Origin of the sequence: Streptomyces sp. NBC_00569 (assembly GCF_036345255.1) — a bacterium.
Classification (GTDB): Bacteria; Actinomycetota; Actinomycetes; order Streptomycetales; family Streptomycetaceae; genus Streptomyces.
Genome location: NZ_CP107783.1, coordinates 5,095,773 through 5,111,597, shown reverse-complemented (window position 1 = coordinate 5,111,597; position 15,825 = coordinate 5,095,773). Strand labels below are relative to the sequence as shown.

The window sequence follows — 15,825 nt, the reverse complement described above, 5'->3', positions numbered from 1 at the left end:
GGGGGTGCACACAGGTACAGGTAAGCCGCTTCTTCCCGAACCAGCCCGCCGCACCGCCGCCTGGTGCGCCCTGGCGCTGCTCGTCACCGGGGTGGCTGCCGTCGGTGTCTGGCTGTGCATCGTCTTCAAGACGGCCGTCACGCCCCTGCTGCTCGCCCTGCTCGGTACGGCCCTGCTCGGGCCGGTGCACGGCTGGCTGATCCGCAGGAGGGTCAACCGGGCGCTCGCCGCCGCCCTTACGTGTGTCGCCCTCGTCGCCGTCGTCGGCGGCGCCGGCTACATCGTCGTCAGGACCCTCATCGACACCGGTGACCAGATCGTCGACTCGGTGCGGGAGGCCGGCAGCTGGATCAAGAGCCACTTCGGGATCACCGTGGCCGACGACCTCGGATCCGCCGCCGGCAGCCTCCAGAAACTGCTGTCCAAGTGGGGAGCCAGCGCCGCGAGCGGAGTGATCGCCGGGCTCTCCGTCCTCGGCTCGCTCCTCACGACCAGCGTTCTCGCCCTCCTGCTCACGTTCTTCTTCCTCAAGGACTCCGACCGCGCCGCGGGCCTCGCGCACAGCCTCGCGCCCGGCCGTGCCGGGGAAACCCTGGAGGCCATGGGGCGGCGTGCCTTCCAGGCCGTCGAGGGCTTCATGCGCGGGACCACACTGATCGCGCTCATCGACTCGGTCTGCATCACTGTCGGCCTGCTCATCCTGCGGGTGCCCGGCGCGGTCGGACTCGGTTCCCTGGTCTTCGTCACCGCGTACATCCCCTACCTCGGCGCGACGATCTCCGGCGCGGTGGCCGTCCTGGTGGCCCTCGCCGACCGGGGCTGGGTGACCGCCCTGTGGGCGCTCGGCGTCATCCTGGCCGTGCAGCAGCTGGAGGGCCACATCCTTCAGCCGATGATCCAGTCCCGCACCGTGCAGATGCATCCCGCGATGGTGATGCTGGCGATCACGGCGGGCGCCTCCGTCGCGGGCATCCTCGGCATGCTGCTCGCGGTGCCGCTGACGGCGGCAGCCTTCGGGGTGATCGGGGAGATGCGCAAGCGCTACTCCGCGGGCGAGGGGCCGTCGGCGCCGTCGGGAGTTTCACGTGAAACGCCGGCCGAGGACTCGTAGAGCTCGAACCAGATGCTTTTGCCCTCGCCCCTCGGGTCCACGCCCCAGCGGTCGGCGAGCAGCTCCATCAGGACGAGGCCGCGCCCGGATGACGCGAGCTCGCCCGGGTGGCGCTTGTGCGGCAGGTCGTCACTGGCGTCGGCGACCTCGGCGCGCAGTCGCCGCGCGGGCCCGTCGGCGACCTCGGCGACCAGGAGCGCGTCACCGTCCGTGTGGACGAGGACGTTCGTGATCATCTCCGAGACCATCAGGACCGCCGAGTCGACCTGCTCCGCGTCGGTCCAGTCGTGCAGCAGCTCGCGCACTTGCTGACGGGCGGCGGCGACCCGCTCCGGCTCGGCCTGGGCGACGGTCATCGCGGTCCGGCGCGGTACCGGCGCCTCGGGCAGGCCCGTCCTGGCGAGGAGCAGCACCGCTATGTCGTCCTCACGCCGGTCGACGAGCGGGCCCGTCGTGTAGTGCGAGAAGGGGCCGTGCACGGCCCGCACGAGCGCGTCGGCCAGGTCTTCCAGACGGTCGGCGTCGGTGGGGTGCTCCCCGTGCCCGCCGTGCTCCTCGAGGATGCCGCGGATGCGGGCCCAGCCGGTGTCGAGGTCGTGGCCGCCCGTCTCGATGAGGCCGTCGGTGCAGATCAGCAGGGTGTCGCCGGGTTCGAGGGCGAACCGCGTCATGGGGTAGTCGGTGTCGGGGTCGACGCCGAGGGGCAGCCCACCCGCGGTGGGCCGTACCAGGACCGTTCCGTCGGTCATGCGTATCGCGGGGTCGGGATGGCCGGCTCGGGCGATCTCCAGGACGCCCGTCTTCGGGTCGGCCTCCACGTACAGACAGGTCGCGAAGCGCGGGTCGCCCGGCTCCGAGCCCTTATCGACGCCCTTGCCGGGGCCGCCCGTGGAGCCGTACGTGATGGAGTCGGTGACCCCGTACAGGAAGCGGGAGGCGCGGGAGAGGACGGCGTCAGGGCGGTGTCCCTCGGCCGCGTACGCGCGCAGCGCGATCCGCAGCTGTCCCATCAGGCCGGCGGCCCGCACGTCGTGCCCCTGCACATCGCCGATGACGAGCGCGATGCGCCCGGTGGGCAGCGGGATCATGTCGTACCAGTCGCCGCCGACCTGGAGGCCGCCGCCGGTCGGCACATAGCGGGCGGCGACGCTCATCCCCGGGATCTCGGGGCCGAGCGTGGGCAGCATCGAGCGCTGGAGTCCGTCCGTCAGCTCCCGTTCCGACTCGGTGATCCCGGCGCGCGACAGGGCCTGCGCCAGCATGCGCGCCACCGTCGTCAGGACGGAGCGCTCGTCGGGCGTGAAGGACACCGGGTAGGCGAACCCGGCCATCCAGGTGCCGATGGTGCGGCCGGCCACGATGAGCGGCAGGAACGCCCAGGACTGCCGCTGGAAGCGCTGGGCCAGTGGCCAGGCGGCCGGGTAGCGCAGGCGGTACTGCTCGGGCGACGACAGATAGACGGCGCGGCCGGTGCGCACCACCTCGGCGGCCGGATAGTCGGTGTCCAGGGGCATGTCCGTGAAGGGCCCCTCCTCGCCCGGCTCGTGCCCGTGGTGTCCGATGACCGTGAGCCGGTCGCCGCCGACACCGAAGACGGCGAGGCCGTCCGGCGAGAACCCCGGCATGGAGAGCCCGGCCGCGACCCGCAGGACCTCCTCGGTGGACCCCGCCTCGGCGAGCGCCCGCCCGGCGTCCAGCAGGAACGCCTCGCGGGAGCGCCGCCAGTCCCCGGTCACGGGGGTGCGCGCCGCGGACCCGGGCGTGGGTTCGCTGACCTCCTGGAGCGTGCCGATCAGCTCGTACGCGTGCGAGTCGCCGTGCACGAGCGGCTTGGAGCGGCTGCGTACGGTCCTGATGACCACGCCCTGATCGTCCATGATCCGCAGCCGGGCCTCGGCGAGGGTGCCCTCGGCGACGGCGAGCTGCACCACGCCGAAGATCTCGTTCCAGTCGACGGGGTGGAAACGGGAGCGTACGGCGGCCTCCGTCAGCGTCACCCGGGACGCGGGCAGGCCGAGCAGCCGGGCAGCCTCCGCGTCGAAGGTGACCAGCCCGGCCCGGTTGTCCCACCGCCACACACCGGTGTCGAGGGCGGCGAGAACGTCCCCCACGGGCGGCAGGGGGTCACCAGTGCGCATGGCCCCACTCTAAGAAGAGGTGATCGTGGACGGCCACCGAGACTATTCGCAGAGCGATCTTGAGGCGGCCGGTACCCTTGGGGTTTCGGGCATGCCCGCTCAATCCCCAATCGCAAAGACTGGATGAACGACGATGCATCGGTACAGGTCCCACACCTGCGGCGAGCTCCGCGCCTCTGACGTCGGATCCGACGTCCGGCTGAGCGGCTGGCTGCACAATCGGCGCGACCTGGGCGGCATCCTCTTCATCGATCTGCGGGACCACTACGGGATCACGCAGCTCGTCGCCCGCCCCGGCACCGCGGCCGCCGAGGTCCTCGACAGGCTGACCAAGGAGACGGTCGTCCGCGTCGACGGCAAGGTCGTCTCGCGCGGCGCCGACAACGTCAACTCCGAGCTGCCCACGGGCGAGATCGAGATCGAGGCCGCCGAGGTCGAGGTGCTCGGCGCGGCCCAGCAGATCCCGTTCACGATCAACGCGGACGACGGGGTGAACGAGGAGCGGCGCCTGGAGTACCGCTTCCTCGACCTGCGCCGCGAGCGCATGCACCGCAACATCATGCTGCGCTCGTCCGTCATCGCCTCCATCCGCTCCAAGATGGTGGCCCTCGGGTTCAACGAGATGGCGACCCCCATCCTCAGCGCCACTTCTCCGGAGGGCGCCCGCGACTTCGTCGTCCCCTCGCGCCTCAACCCGGGCAAGTTCTACGCGCTGCCGCAGGCCCCGCAGCAGTTCAAGCAGCTGCTGATGATCTCGGGCTTCGACCGCTACTTCCAGATCGCGCCCTGCTTCCGTGACGAGGACGCCCGCGCGGACCGCTCGCCGGGCGAGTTCTACCAGCTCGACGTGGAGATGTCCTTCGTCGAGCAGGAGGACGTCTTCCAGCCGATCGAGAAGCTGATGACCGAGCTCTTCGAGGAGTTCGGCGGCGGCCGTCACGTCACGTCCCCGTTCCCGCGGATCCCGTTCCGCGAGTCGATGCTCAAGTACGGCTCGGACAAGCCGGACCTGCGCGCCCAGCTCGAACTGGTCGACATCTCGGACGTGTTCGAGGGCTCCGAGTTCAAGGCGTTCGCAGGGAAGCACGTGCGCGCGCTGCCCGTCCCGGACACCGCGTCGCAGTCCCGCAAGTTCTTCGACGGCCTGGGTGACTACGCGGTCGAGCAGGGTGCGAAGGGCCTCGCCTGGGTCCGCGTCGCCGAGGACGGGTCCCTCACGGGCCCGATCGCGAAGTTCCTCACGGACGAGAACGTCAAGGTCCTCACCGAGCGCCTCGGCCTGAAGGCCGGCCACGCCGTGTTCTTCGGCGCGGGCGAGTTCGACGAGGTCTCCAAGATCATGGGCGCCGTCCGTGTCGAGGCCGCCAAGCGCGCCGGGCACTTCGAGGAGGGCGTCTTCCGCTTCTGCTGGATCGTCGACTTCCCGATGTACGAGAAGGACGAGGACACCGGGAAGATCGACTTCTCGCACAACCCGTTCTCCATGCCGCAGGGCGGCCTCGAGGCCCTGGAGACCAAGGACCCGCTGGACATCCTGGGCTGGCAGTACGACATCGTCTGCAACGGCGTGGAGCTGTCCTCCGGCGCGATCCGGAACCACGAGCCCGAGATCATGCTCAAGGCCTTCGAGATCGCGGGCTACGACCGTGACACCGTCGAGGAGCAGTTCGCGGGCATGCTCCGCGCGTTCCGCTTCGGCGCCCCGCCGCACGGCGGGATCGCCCCCGGCGTCGACCGCATCGTCATGCTCCTCGCCGACGAGCCGAACATCCGCGAGACCATCGCGTTCCCGCTCAACGGCAACGCGCAGGACCTGATGATGGGCGCGCCCACGGAGCTCGACGAGACGCGCCTGCGCGAGCTGAACATCCAGCTGCGCAAGCCGGTGGGCGAGAAGAAGTAGCACCCGCCAGTCGTCCGAAGGGGCCGGAACCGTTGATCGGTTCCGGCCCCTTCGCTGTGCGGACTCACAGCGCATCCTCATGGCCCTGACAGGTGGCGGTCCTAGCTTCGCTTCCCATGACAGAGACTCAGGGACCAGCGCACAAACGTGACATGACCCGCCGGAAGGTCATCCTCGCGGGCGGAGCCGCCGTGGCGGCCGTCGGCGTCGGGGGCTCCATCGCCGCCAACGCGTTCGCCGGGGAGACGGACACCGCCGACAGGAAGTCCGAGGCGGAGTCCTGCTACCGGCTCACCTCGGAGACCACCGAGGGCCCGTACTACATCGACGCGGACAAGCTCCGCCGTGACATCACGGAGGACAAGGAGGGCATCCCGATGGTCCTCCGCCTCAAGGTGATCGACGCCGAGACCTGCAAGCCCCTGCGGAACGCGGCGGTCGACATCTGGCACTGCGACGCGCTCGGGATCTACTCCGGGTACGAGTCCCTCTCCACCGGTGGCGGTGGCACGCCCCCGAGCGGCGCCCCGAGCGGAGTCCCGACCGACCAGCCGTCCGGCACCCCGACGGGCGCCCCGCCCGGGGGTGGCGGTGGCGGCGGGCACGAGGAGCCCACCGACGACGAGCGCTATCTGCGGGGCACCTGGAAGACGGACAGGCACGGCGGCGTCGAGTTCAAAACGATCTTCCCCGGCTGGTACCGGGGCCGTGCCGTGCACATCCACACCAAGGTCCATGTGGACGGCAAGTGGACCGACGCCGGCTACGAGGGCGGCCACACCTGTCACACCGGTCAGTTCTTCTTCGAGGAGGCCGCGGTCATCGCCTCGGGGAAGGTCGCGCCGTACTCGACGAGCACGACCGAGCGCACGACGCTGACCGAGGACACCATCTACGACCAGAGCGGGACGACGGGCGGCCTGCTGAAGCTGACGTACGGCAAGGGGCGCATCGCGAAGGGCGTCATCGGGTCGATCACGATGGCGGTGGCACCCGACGAGACGCACGACAGCACGGATACGCAGCCGGGCGCTTCCGCCTCGACGGCTTCCTGACGGGCGCCGCCGCGGGCTGCGCTCAGGTGTCGTACCGGCCGTCCCACGGGGCGCCGAAGCCGAGGCGGTCCGGGTAGAGCTCGGCCCAGCCGCCCTCGTCGTCGTCCTCGGCGATCAGGCCGAAGAGCACGCGGTCCACGGCGAGCCGGAACGGGCGGACGGCGATGTCGCCGTAGGCGCGACCGGGCAGGGCTGCCAGGAGTTTGTCCAAGTGGGCGTGGGCCTGGGCGAGTTCGGCACCCTCGGCCCAGGTCCCCGCGCACCAGATCTCCGAGTCGCGGTACCTGCCCGAGGCGTCGAAGGTGTGGAGCACCGCGTAGAGACGCTTGTGCTCCTCCCAGCCGTCGTCGGGGCGGTAGCCCTCCGGGAAGGCGTACGTCACCGAGGCCAGGAACTGGCCGTCCGCGTACCGGCCGATGGTGGCGGTGCGGTGGTCCGGCTCGTGGGCGATCGGGATGGTTGCGGGAACTGGCATGGCGAAACCCTAATCGCGGTCGTGGACATGCCAGTAGCGGGGTACGGGAAAGGGGTGCGGGGACAGATCCCCGCACCCCTTTCCCCCGGAATGTGTTATTCCGGAGCGCCGCCGAAGCGCTCGCGGTAGGACTCCAGGTCCTCCTCGGTGATCTTCGCGAAGAGCACCGGCGGGACCGTGAAGGCCGTGCCCGCGGGGACGGTGTCCAGCGCCTTGGCCTGCTCCGCGGTGACCCACGTGGCCGTGTCGTCGGCCAGCGCGAACGCGCCGCGCATCGCCTTCGACGAGGCCGGGATGAAGGGCTCGGACACGACCGCGTACAGGTGGATGAGATTCATCGCCGTACGCAGCGTGAGGGCCGCGGCCTCCGGGTCGGTCTTGATCTCCAGCCAGGGGGCCTTCTCCTCCAGGTAGGAGTTGCCCGCCGACCACAGGGCGCGCAGCGCGGACGCGGCCTTGCGGAACTGGAGGGCCTCCATCTGGGCCTCGTACTCGGCGAGCAGCGCGGCGATCTCCGTTCCCAGCTTCGTCTCCGCCTCGCCGGCCTCCTTGCCCGCGGGCACGTCGTCACCGAAGCGCTTGCGGGAGAAGGACAGGACGCGGTTCACGAAGTTGCCGAGGGTGTCGGCGAGGTCCTTGTTCACCGTGGCCGAGAAGTGCTCCCACGTGAAGGAGGAGTCGTCGGACTCCGGCGCGTTGGCGATGAGGAAGTAGCGCCAGTAGTCGGCCGGGAGGATCTCCAGGGCAGCGTCCGTGAAGATGCCGCGCTTCTGCGACGTGGAGAACTTGCCGCCGTAGTACGTCAGCCAGTTGAAGGACTTGAGGTAGTCGACCTTCTTCCACGGCTCGCGCACGCCCATCTCCGTGGCGGGGAACATGACGCTGTGGAACGGGACGTTGTCCTTGGCCATGAACTGCGTGTACCGGACGTCGTCGGCCTCGTACCACCACGACTTCCAGTCGCGGTCCGCCGGGCTCTGGTCCGACCACTCCTTCGTCGAGCCGATGTACTCGATCGGGGCGTCGAACCAGACGTAGAAGACCTTGCCCTCGGCGGCCAGCTCCGGCCACGTGTCGGCCGGGACGGGGACGCCCCAGTCCAGGTCACGGGTGATCGCGCGGTCGTGCAGGCCCTCGGTCAGCCACTTGCGGGCGATGGAGGAGGCCAGCTGCGGCCACTCGCCCGCGGTCCGCGCGATCCACTCCTCGACCTCGACCTGCAGCTTCGACTGCAGCAGGAAGAGGTGCTTCGTCTCGCGGACCTCCAGGTCCGTGGAGCCGGAGATCGCCGAGCGCGGGTTGATCAGGTCCGTCGGGTCCAGGACGCGCGTGCAGTTCTCGCACTGGTCGCCGCGCGCCTTGTCGTAGCCGCAGTGCGGGCAGGTGCCCTCGACGTAGCGGTCCGGCAGGAAGCGGCCGTCGGCAGGCGAGTACACCTGACGGATCGCGCGCTCCTCGATGAAGCCGTTCTCGTTCAGCCGGCGCGCGAAGTGCTGCGTGAGCTCCGCGTTCTGCGCGGACGAGCTGCGGCCGAAGTGGTCGAAGGCCAGGCCGAAGCCGTCGTACACGGCCTTCTGTACGTCGTGCGCCTGCCCGCAGAACTCGGCCACCGGCAGGCCCTGCTCCTTCGCGGCCAGCTCGGCGGGCGTGCCGTGCTCGTCGGTGGCGCAGATGTACAGGACGTCGTGGCCGCGCTGGCGGAGGTACCGGGAGTACACGTCCGCCGGGAGCATGGACCCCACCATGTTGCCCAGGTGCTTGATTCCGTTGATGTACGGAAGGGCGCTGGTGATGAGGTGTCGAGCCATCGGGGGCTGCTCCCAAGTCGCTGCGTGCGGTGACGGTGTACGTCAGTCGAATCAAAGAATCGTATCCGACACGGCGGGGCCGCCCCTCCCGGTATTTACGGGGTGGACGGCCCCGGCGGTGCGGTGCGGGTGCGGTGCCTAGCGGAAGTCGAAGACCAGCCGGGCCGTGACCCGGCCCGCCAGGATGTCCTCGATCGCCTCGTTGACCTCCTTGAGCCTGCGCTGCTCGCGGATGACGCGGGTACGGCCGAGGCGGTGCAGCTGGAAGACCTCGGCGAGGTCCTGCCGGGTGCCGACGATCGAACCGATCACGCTCTTGCCTTCGAGCACGTGCTCGAAGACGGGCAGTTCCAGCTTGCCTCCGGCGGGCAGCGCGACCAGGACGAGCGTTCCGTGCCTGCGCAGGGAGCCGTACGCCGCCCGGAGCGACGCGTTCGACACGGCGAGCCCGATCGCGACGTCGGCGCCGCCCAGCCCGCGCACCGCCTCGGCGACGTCCTGGGTGCGGGCGTCGATGACATGGTCGGCGCCCAGCTCGTGCGCGAGGCGCAGCTTGTCGTCGGTGACGTCCACGGCGACGGTCTCGGCACCCGCGATCCGCGCGTACTGGAGCGCGAGATGGCCGAGGCCGCCGATCCCGGAGATCAGGACGCGCTTGCCGGGGCCGGCGCCCGACACCTTCACGGCCTTGTACGTCGTCACTCCCGCGCAGGTCAGCGGGGCGGCGTCCAGGGGGTCGAGGCCCTCGGGGACCTTCACGACGTAGTCGCCGTGCGCGACGGCGTACTCGGAGAAGGAGCCGTCGAGCGAGTAGCCGCTGTTCCGCTGCTTCAGGCAGAGCGTCTCCCAGCCGGACACGCAGTGGTCGCAGTGGCCGCACGCCTCGCCCAGCCAGGCGATGGCGACGCGGTCGCCGACGTTGATGTGGCCGACCCGCTCGCCCAGGTCCTCGACGATCCCGATGCCCTCGTGGCCCGGGACGAACGGCGGGACCGGCTTGACGGGCCAGTCACCGGCGGCGGCGTGGATGTCCGTGTGGCACAGCCCGCTCGCCTCCATGCGGACGAGGACCTGCTGCGCGGCCGGCCGTGGGATCACGCGGTGCTGGATCTCCAGGGGCCGGGTGAAGTCGGTGACTACGGCGGCCTTCATGGTGCGCGGTCCTTCCCTCGGTGCCGGAATTCATCCAGCTTCTCCCGATTCAGGGGGAACGGCGCGGGGGAAACGGCGGCGCCCCCTGTCCCGCCGGGGCGGGGACAGGGGGCGCGGACGGTGCGGGGGTCAGGCCTGCTGCGAGTCCAGCCACTGCGGCAGGTCCGCGAGCAGCCCCTCGTACAGCTCGGTGTCCGTGAGCTCGCGGGGGGTGGGGCCCGCGTGGAAGAACGCGGCGTTGGGCGCCTTCAGCTTGCGCAGGTAGTCGAAGCCCTTGGCCTCGTGCTCGCCGAACGCGACGAACCGGAAGAACAGCGGGTGCCGGGCCGCGTCCGCGAGCGCCTGGTTGGCCGGGCCCTTCGCGTCCGGGGCGCCGTCCGTCTGGAAGACGACCAGGGCGGGCGTCTGCGACTGCGACTTCTCGTGGTGCGCCACGACCTCTTCGATCGCGCGGTGGTAGCTGGTACGTCCCATGTGGCCGAGCGATGCGTGCAGCTCGTCCACGCGGCCCTCGTGCCCGTCGAGGGTGAGCTCGCCGGTGCCGTCGATGTCGGTGGAGAAGAAGACGACGTGCACGGTCGCCTCGGGGTCGGTGTGCGCGGCCAGGGCGAGCACCTGTTCACCGAGCGCCTGCGCGGATCCGTCCTTGTAATACGGACGCATCGAACCCGACCGGTCGAGTACGAGGTAGACGGTGGCACGGACCCCGGTGAGGTCGTTCTTCTTGAGGACGCTCCCGGCGGCCTTGTAGGCAGCGGCGAGCCCGGGGGCGCGCGACTTGACCCGGGCGAGGGGGAGGGCGGGGGCGGAGGCCTTGGTGCCGGCCTCGGCATCGGTCTCGGGTGCCACCTCGACGACGGGCTCGGCCACGTCGGCCTGCGGCGCGGGCTCGACGACGGCCTCGGGCTCGGCGACGACGGCGACGGGCTCCGGCTCGGCGACGACTTCGGGCTCCGACGCGGCAGCGGCGACGGGCTCGACGACGGCCTCGGGCTCGGTCTCGGCGACCGGCTCGACGGCGGCCTGTGGCTCGGTCTCGGCGGCGGGCTTGGCGACGGCCTTCGGCTCGGGCTCGACGACGGCCTTCGCCTCGGTCTCGGCGACCGGCTCGGCGACGGCCTTCGGCTCGGGCTTGGCGACGGTCTGCGGCTCGGTCTCGGCGACCGGCTCGGCGACGGTCTGCGGCTCGGGCTTGGCGGCGGGCTTGGCGACGGCCTTCGGCTCGGGCTCGACGACGGCCTTCGGCTCGGTCTCGGCGACCGGCTCGGCGACGGCCTTCGGCTCGGGCTCGGCGGCGGGCGCGGGCGTGACCACGGCCTCGGGCTGCTCGGCGGCCGGCTCGGTCTCGGCCTCCGGCTCCGTCTCGGCGACGGCCTCGGGCGATGCCTCGGCCTCCGTCTTCACCTTCGGCTCGGCGACGGCCTCCGCCTCCGCTTCCGCCGCGGGCTCTGCGGCGGGCTCAGGGCTCTCGCCTGCCGGTTCCGCTTCTGCCTTGACGGCGGGCTCCGTCTCGGCGACGGGCTCGACGGCGGCCTCGGGGGACACCTCCGCCTCCGTCTCCGTCACCGGCTCGGCGACAGGCTCTGCGACAGCCTCCGCCTCCGGCTTCACGTCCGGCTCGGCGACCGCCTCCGTCACCTGCTCGGGCTCCGCGGCCTCCGCCTCCGGCTCGGCCTCCACGGCCTCCGTGGTCGGTTCCGCTTCCGTGTCGGCGGCAGCCCTCTCGTCCACCGGCGCGGACGGCTTCGGGACCTTGACGTTGTCGAACGCCGCGGCCACCAGGTCGTCCGCCTCGCGCGTCGATGGCGCGGGCACCTTCGCCTTCGCCTCGGCGGGCGCGGCCTCGGGCGCCTTTGCCGACTCGGCGGGCGCGGCCTTCGGCAGGGTCGCCTCCCCGGCCGGTGCCGGGACCGTCGCCTCGGGTGCGGCGGTCGCCGCCTCGTCACCCCGCGAGGACTTCCGCGGCCTTCCGAACGCGTTCCGCAGGAGATTCCGAATGCCCATGTGCGCAACCCTTCGCATGAGTTGGTTTCCGTAACCCCTGGCCAGGGCGGACACGTAAGGTTAGCCGCCACGTTTCGTGATCTTGGGCAGGGTCGCCCACCCGGGCGAAGGGCATTCAACTGCCGCACGACCGGCACAGGTTCACCGCTCGTTCACCCGCCGTCCCCCTCCGCGCTCGGCCACGCCCCTAGCGTCACGCCCGAGTGACCGTAAAGGGGAGGAAAAGAGTGCGCAAAACGCTGCCGCTTATCGGCTCGCACAACGGGGGCCGTGCCGCGCTGACCTGCCGGTTCCGTTGTGGGGACGCCTGTTTTCAGGAGGTGCCCAACACCAGTTCCAACGAGTACGTCGGTGACGTCATCTCCGGTGCGCTCAGCCGTCGCTCGATGCTGCGCACGGCCGCGGTCGTGACCGTCGCCGCCGCGACGGCCGGCACGGTCGTGGGCTCGGGGGCTTCGCGGGCCGTCGCCGCCACGCCGTCGGGGGCGGCAACGGGCGTAGCGCACAAGGGCGACAAGGGGGCGCGCGGACTGCGGTTCACGCCCGTCGCGCCGAACACGGCGGACCGGGTCACCGTCCCGGAGGGCCACGCCCAGAACGTCGTCATCAGCTGGGGCCAGCCCATCCTGCGCGGAGCGCCCGCCTTCGACCCGGACAGGCAGTCCGCGAAGGCCCAGGCAGGACAGTTCGGTTACAACAACGACTTCCTGAGCCTCCTCCCCCTGCGCGGTGAGCGCGGCCGCCAGGTCCTCGTCGCCAACCACGAGTACACGGACGAGATCCTGATGTTCAAGGGGTACGACCCCGAGAACCCGACGCGCGAGCAGGTGGAGACCGCCTGGGCGGCGCACGGCCTGTCGGTCGTCGTCGTGGAGGAGTCGCGGCGCAGCGGCCGGCTGTCGGCCGTCACGCGTCACCAGCTCAACCGCCGCCTCACCGCCACCAGCGAGTTCCGCCTCTCGGGCCCGGTCGCGGGCAGCGCGCTCGTGCGGACGAAGGCGGACCCGAGCGGCCGTACCGTCCTCGGCACGCTCAACAACTGCTCGGGCGGCACCACTCCGTGGGGCACGACGCTGCACGGCGAGGAGAACTTCAACCAGTACTTCGCGAATGCCGCGAAGGTGACCGACCCGGCCACGGCCGCCCGCCTCAAGCGCTACGGCGTGACCGGCGAGGCCTCCGAGCGCAAGTGGGAGCGGTTCGACGACCGCTTCGACCTGGCCAAGGAGCCGAACGAGGCGAACCGCTTCGGCTGGGTCGTCGAACTCGACCCGTACGATCCGGAGTCGACCCCGCGCAAGCGCACCGCGCTCGGCCGCTTCAAGCACGAGGCCGCGCAGCCGCGCCTGACCGACGACGGCCGCCCGGTCGTCTACATGGGGGACGACGAGAAGTTCGACTACTTCTACAAGTTCGTGAGCAGCAAGCGCGTCGCCGAGGGCCGCTCGCGCGCCGCGCACGAGCACAACCTGACGCTTCTCGACGAGGGCACCCTCTACGTCGCCCGGCTGACCGGCGACTCCCCGGCCGCCGAGATCGACGGCACGGGCAAGCTGCCCGCGGACGGCGAGTTCGACGGCGGCGGCGAGTGGCTGCCGCTCGCCACGGCGGGCCCGCACGGCGCGGTGTCGCACGTCGACGGCATGACGGCGGAGGAGGTCTACCTCTTCACGCGGTTCGCCGGTGACAAGGTGGGCGCCACGAAGATGGACCGGCCCGAGGACATCGAGCCGTCCCCGCACTCCGGCAAGGTCTACGTCGCGCTGACGAACAACTCGGACCGCGGCAAGGCCGGCAAGGCGCCCGTCGACGAGGCGAACCCGCGCAACCTCAACAAGCACGGGCAGATCCTGGAGCTGGCCGAGCACCGGGGCCGCGCCGAGGCCACCACGTTCGGCTGGTCGCTCTTCCTTGTCGCGGGCGACCCGGAGGACCCGGCGACGTACTTCGCGGGCTTCCCGAAGGACCGGGTCAGCCCGATCTCCTGCCCGGACAACGTGGCGTTCGACCCGCACGGCAACCTGTGGATCTCCACGGACGGCAACGCGCTGGGCACGCACGACGGGCTGTTCGGTGTCGCGACGCGGGGCGAGCGGCGCGGTGAGCTCAAGCAGTTCCTGACGATGCCGAACGGCGCCGAGACCTGCGGTCCGCTGGTCCAGGACCGCCGGGTCCTCGTCTCGGTGCAGCACCCGGGCGAGGTCGACGGCGCGTCGGTCGAGAAGCCGGCGAGCGCGTGGCCCGACGGGCCGGGGAAAATCGTCCGTCCGTCGGTGGTCTCCGTGTGGCGCGAGGACGGCTGCGACATCGGCGTCTGATCCGACCCGGGTCGTCCCGGCTCGCTTCAGGGCGCTTCAGGTCGCCTCAGGCCGATGCCGCGTCCGGCAGGCGCTCGCGATACGCGGGTGCCTGCCGGGCCGCTTCCCAGTAGGCGTCCTCCAAGTCCCCGTAGACCGCGTCCAGTTCGGCCTCCGTGCGGGCGGCGAGGACGAGGCGTACGCCGATGGGGTCGCCGTCGAGGGGTCTTATGGCCATGTCGGGGCGGCCCCGTGAGGTCGGCTGGCACAGGGCGACGACCTCGCCCGTGGCGACCAGGGACGCCGCCGTGAGGTAGTCGCCGTGCAGGATCCGGGGGTTGAGCCCGGCGGCCCTCAGGACCCGCAGGAGTCCGTGCCACTCGCCGTCCACGGTGGGGTCGACCATCCACCGGTCGTCGGCGAGGTCGGCGAGGCGCACGACGCGGCGCCGGGCGGCCGGATGGTCGGCGGCCAGGGACACGTACTGCGGTTCGCGTTCGACCAGGACGCGGCAGCGCAGACCCGGCGGGACGCGCAGCGGGCTGCCCTCGACCTCGTGCACGAACGCCACGTCGAGCTGTCCCTCGCCGACGAGCCGCAGAAGCGCGTTCGCGGAGACGTCCATACGGAGCGCCGGCTCGCCGCCGGGCGGGTGCTCGCGCTGCCGCAGCCGTCGCAGCCAGCCCGGTATGGCCCGGCTCGCCGTGGAACCGATCCGCAGATGGGGGCCGCCCGCGGCGAGTGCGCCGGCCGCCCTGGTCTCCGTGACGAGGGCGCGCATGCCGTCCACGAGCGGGCGGGCGCGGTTGAGGACGACGCGGCCCAGGGGGGTCGCGCGGCACCCGGTGCGCTCCCGGGCGAAGAGCGCGCCGCCGAGCGTCTCCTCGATACGCCTGAGCTGGGTGGACAGGGACGGCTGGGTCATGCCGAGCAGGCGGGCCGCCTTGTGCAGGCTCCCGGTGTCGTCGATGGCGCACAGCGCGCGCAGGTGTCTCACCTCGAGCTCCATGGGCATCGAGCGTAAGGCGGTCGCGGAGGTCGCACCAGACGTCCAAATGCGAACCGAAACGGGCGAGTTGGGCGGGTGATAGCTCCGCCCTATCGCCAATTGCCATCATCCCCAGGGGTCCCGGGCACCTCCACACTCTCCCTCGTACCGAACCGTTCACGTAACCCCCACTCACGGAACGAGGAGGAGCCCCCCACATGAAGCTCTCCCTGCGCTGCGCCTCGGTCGCGGTCGGCATCGGCATGGCCGCCGGCGCGCTCGCCACCGCGGCCCCCGCGTCCGCCGCCCCGGCCCCGGTCGTCGCCGGCTACACCCACTACGCGGGTTCGGCCGAGGAGGCCGCCGCCAACAAGGCGTTCTTCCAGGCCGTCCTGAAGTCGGTCGCGCAGAAGCGCGCCGCGCACCCGCACGCCGCGTCGGTCACCGTCACGTACGACGCGTCGGGCGCCCCGTCCTTCGCGCAGCAGATAGCCAACAGCACGTCGATATGGAACTCCTCCGTGTCGAACGTGAAGCTCCAGGCGTCCTCGGGCGGCGGCGACTTCGCCTACTACGAGGGCAACGACTCGCGCGGCTCGTACGCGTCCACGGACGGGCACGGCAGCGGATACATCTTCCTGGACTACGCGCAGAACCAGCAGTACGACTCCACCCGTGTGACCGCGCACGAGACCGGTCACGTCCTCGGGCTCCCCGACCACTACGAGGGGCCGTGCAGCGAGCTGATGTCGGGCGGCGGCCCGGGCCCGTCCTGCACGAACCCGTACCCGGACGCGAACGAGAAGTCCCGCGTCAACCAGCTGTGGGCCAACGGCTTCGCGAAGGCCGTGAAGTCGCTGGAGAAGTCCGCCACGACCGGCTGACCCTCACCGG

At 71.3% G+C, this 15,825-nt stretch carries 11 protein-coding genes; 5 read left to right on the top strand and 6 right to left on the bottom strand.

Going from position 1 to position 15,825, the window contains the following annotated elements; genetic code table 11:
• Nucleotides 1–4 precede the first annotated feature (4 nt).
• Entirely contained in the window at nt 5–1,111 is a 1,107-nt protein-coding gene (locus OHO83_RS22990; protein ID WP_266672486.1) for an AI-2E family transporter, read from the top strand.
• On the opposite strand, the gene OHO83_RS22985 is transcribed toward OHO83_RS22990, so the two are convergent.
• A complete protein-coding gene (locus OHO83_RS22985; protein ID WP_266672488.1) occupies nt 1,042–3,249 on the bottom strand; it encodes a SpoIIE family protein phosphatase in 2,208 nt (735 codons plus the stop codon). The two genes, OHO83_RS22990 and OHO83_RS22985, sit on opposite strands and share 70 nt — an antisense overlap.
• Before the next feature lie 133 nt (nt 3,250–3,382).
• Between OHO83_RS22985 and aspS the strand changes: the two genes are divergently transcribed.
• Both aspS and OHO83_RS22975 read left to right on the top strand, forming a co-directional pair.
• Complete coding sequence (gene aspS / locus OHO83_RS22980) at nt 3,383–5,152, top strand: aspartate--tRNA ligase (RefSeq protein ID WP_266562147.1); 1,770 nt, start codon at nt 3,383–3,385, stop codon at nt 5,150–5,152.
• A 152-nt stretch (nt 5,153–5,304) separates the two neighbouring features.
• Nucleotides 5,305–6,207 carry an intradiol ring-cleavage dioxygenase gene (locus OHO83_RS22975; protein ID WP_443066060.1) on the top strand — a complete coding sequence of 301 codons (903 nt, stop codon included), beginning with the start codon at nt 5,305–5,307 and terminating at the stop codon, nt 6,205–6,207.
• Between the two features lie 22 nt (nt 6,208–6,229).
• Here OHO83_RS22975 and OHO83_RS22970 read toward each other — a convergent pair whose 3' ends face one another.
• From OHO83_RS22970 to OHO83_RS22955, 4 genes are all read right to left on the bottom strand, one after another.
• Nucleotides 6,230–6,682, bottom strand: coding sequence for a hypothetical protein (locus OHO83_RS22970; protein WP_266672493.1), 453 nt, complete (start codon nt 6,680–6,682; stop codon nt 6,230–6,232).
• Nucleotides 6,683–6,777: 95 nt separating this feature from the next.
• Complete coding sequence (metG, locus tag OHO83_RS22965) at nt 6,778–8,490, bottom strand: methionine--tRNA ligase (RefSeq protein WP_266672495.1); 1,713 nt, start codon at nt 8,488–8,490, stop codon at nt 6,778–6,780.
• 138 nt (nt 8,491–8,628) lie between these two features.
• Nucleotides 8,629–9,642 (bottom strand): alcohol dehydrogenase AdhP, encoded by a 1,014-nt coding sequence (gene adhP, locus OHO83_RS22960; protein WP_266672497.1) that lies wholly within the window; start codon nt 9,640–9,642, stop codon nt 8,629–8,631.
• A gap of 129 nt (nt 9,643–9,771) precedes the next feature.
• Nucleotides 9,772–11,646, bottom strand: a complete 1,875-nt coding sequence (locus tag OHO83_RS22955; protein WP_266672499.1) for a VWA domain-containing protein — start codon at nt 11,644–11,646, stop codon at nt 9,772–9,774.
• A gap of 227 nt (nt 11,647–11,873) precedes the next feature.
• Here OHO83_RS22955 and OHO83_RS22950 point away from each other — a divergent pair, with 227 nt between their 5' ends.
• Nucleotides 11,874–13,964 (top strand): PhoX family protein, encoded by a 2,091-nt coding sequence (locus OHO83_RS22950; RefSeq protein WP_266672501.1) that lies wholly within the window; start codon nt 11,874–11,876, stop codon nt 13,962–13,964.
• A gap of 46 nt (nt 13,965–14,010) precedes the next feature.
• Here the strand turns inward: OHO83_RS22950 and OHO83_RS22945 are convergent, their stop codons facing one another.
• A complete protein-coding gene (locus OHO83_RS22945; protein ID WP_266672503.1) occupies nt 14,011–14,952 on the bottom strand; it encodes a LysR family transcriptional regulator in 942 nt (313 codons plus the stop codon).
• Nucleotides 14,953–15,149: 197 nt separating this feature from the next.
• Here OHO83_RS22945 and snpA point away from each other — a divergent pair, with 197 nt between their 5' ends.
• On the top strand, nt 15,150–15,815 hold the full coding sequence (gene snpA, locus OHO83_RS22940) for a snapalysin (protein ID WP_266672505.1): 666 nt from the start codon (nt 15,150–15,152) through the stop codon (nt 15,813–15,815).
• The last annotated feature ends 10 nt before the right edge of the window (nt 15,816–15,825 follow it).

What these genes read in the sequence shown, in the direction of transcription:
- OHO83_RS22945 (WP_266672503.1), bottom strand. Translation starts at nt 14,952, where the DNA reads ATGGAGCTCGAGGTGAGACACCTGCGCGCGCTGTGCGCCATCGACGAC.
- metG (WP_266672495.1), bottom strand. Translation starts at nt 8,490, where the DNA reads ATGGCTCGACACCTCATCACCAGCGCCCTTCCGTACATCAACGGAATC.
- snpA (WP_266672505.1), top strand. Translation starts at nt 15,150, where the DNA reads ATGAAGCTCTCCCTGCGCTGCGCCTCGGTCGCGGTCGGCATCGGCATG.
- OHO83_RS22985 (WP_266672488.1), bottom strand. Translation starts at nt 3,249, where the DNA reads ATGCGCACTGGTGACCCCCTGCCGCCCGTGGGGGACGTTCTCGCCGCC.
- OHO83_RS22975 (WP_443066060.1), top strand. Translation starts at nt 5,305, where the DNA reads ATGACCCGCCGGAAGGTCATCCTCGCGGGCGGAGCCGCCGTGGCGGCC.
- aspS (WP_266562147.1), top strand. Translation starts at nt 3,383, where the DNA reads ATGCATCGGTACAGGTCCCACACCTGCGGCGAGCTCCGCGCCTCTGAC.
- adhP (WP_266672497.1), bottom strand. Translation starts at nt 9,642, where the DNA reads ATGAAGGCCGCCGTAGTCACCGACTTCACCCGGCCCCTGGAGATCCAG.
- OHO83_RS22970 (WP_266672493.1), bottom strand. Translation starts at nt 6,682, where the DNA reads ATGCCAGTTCCCGCAACCATCCCGATCGCCCACGAGCCGGACCACCGC.
- OHO83_RS22955 (WP_266672499.1), bottom strand. Translation starts at nt 11,646, where the DNA reads ATGGGCATTCGGAATCTCCTGCGGAACGCGTTCGGAAGGCCGCGGAAG.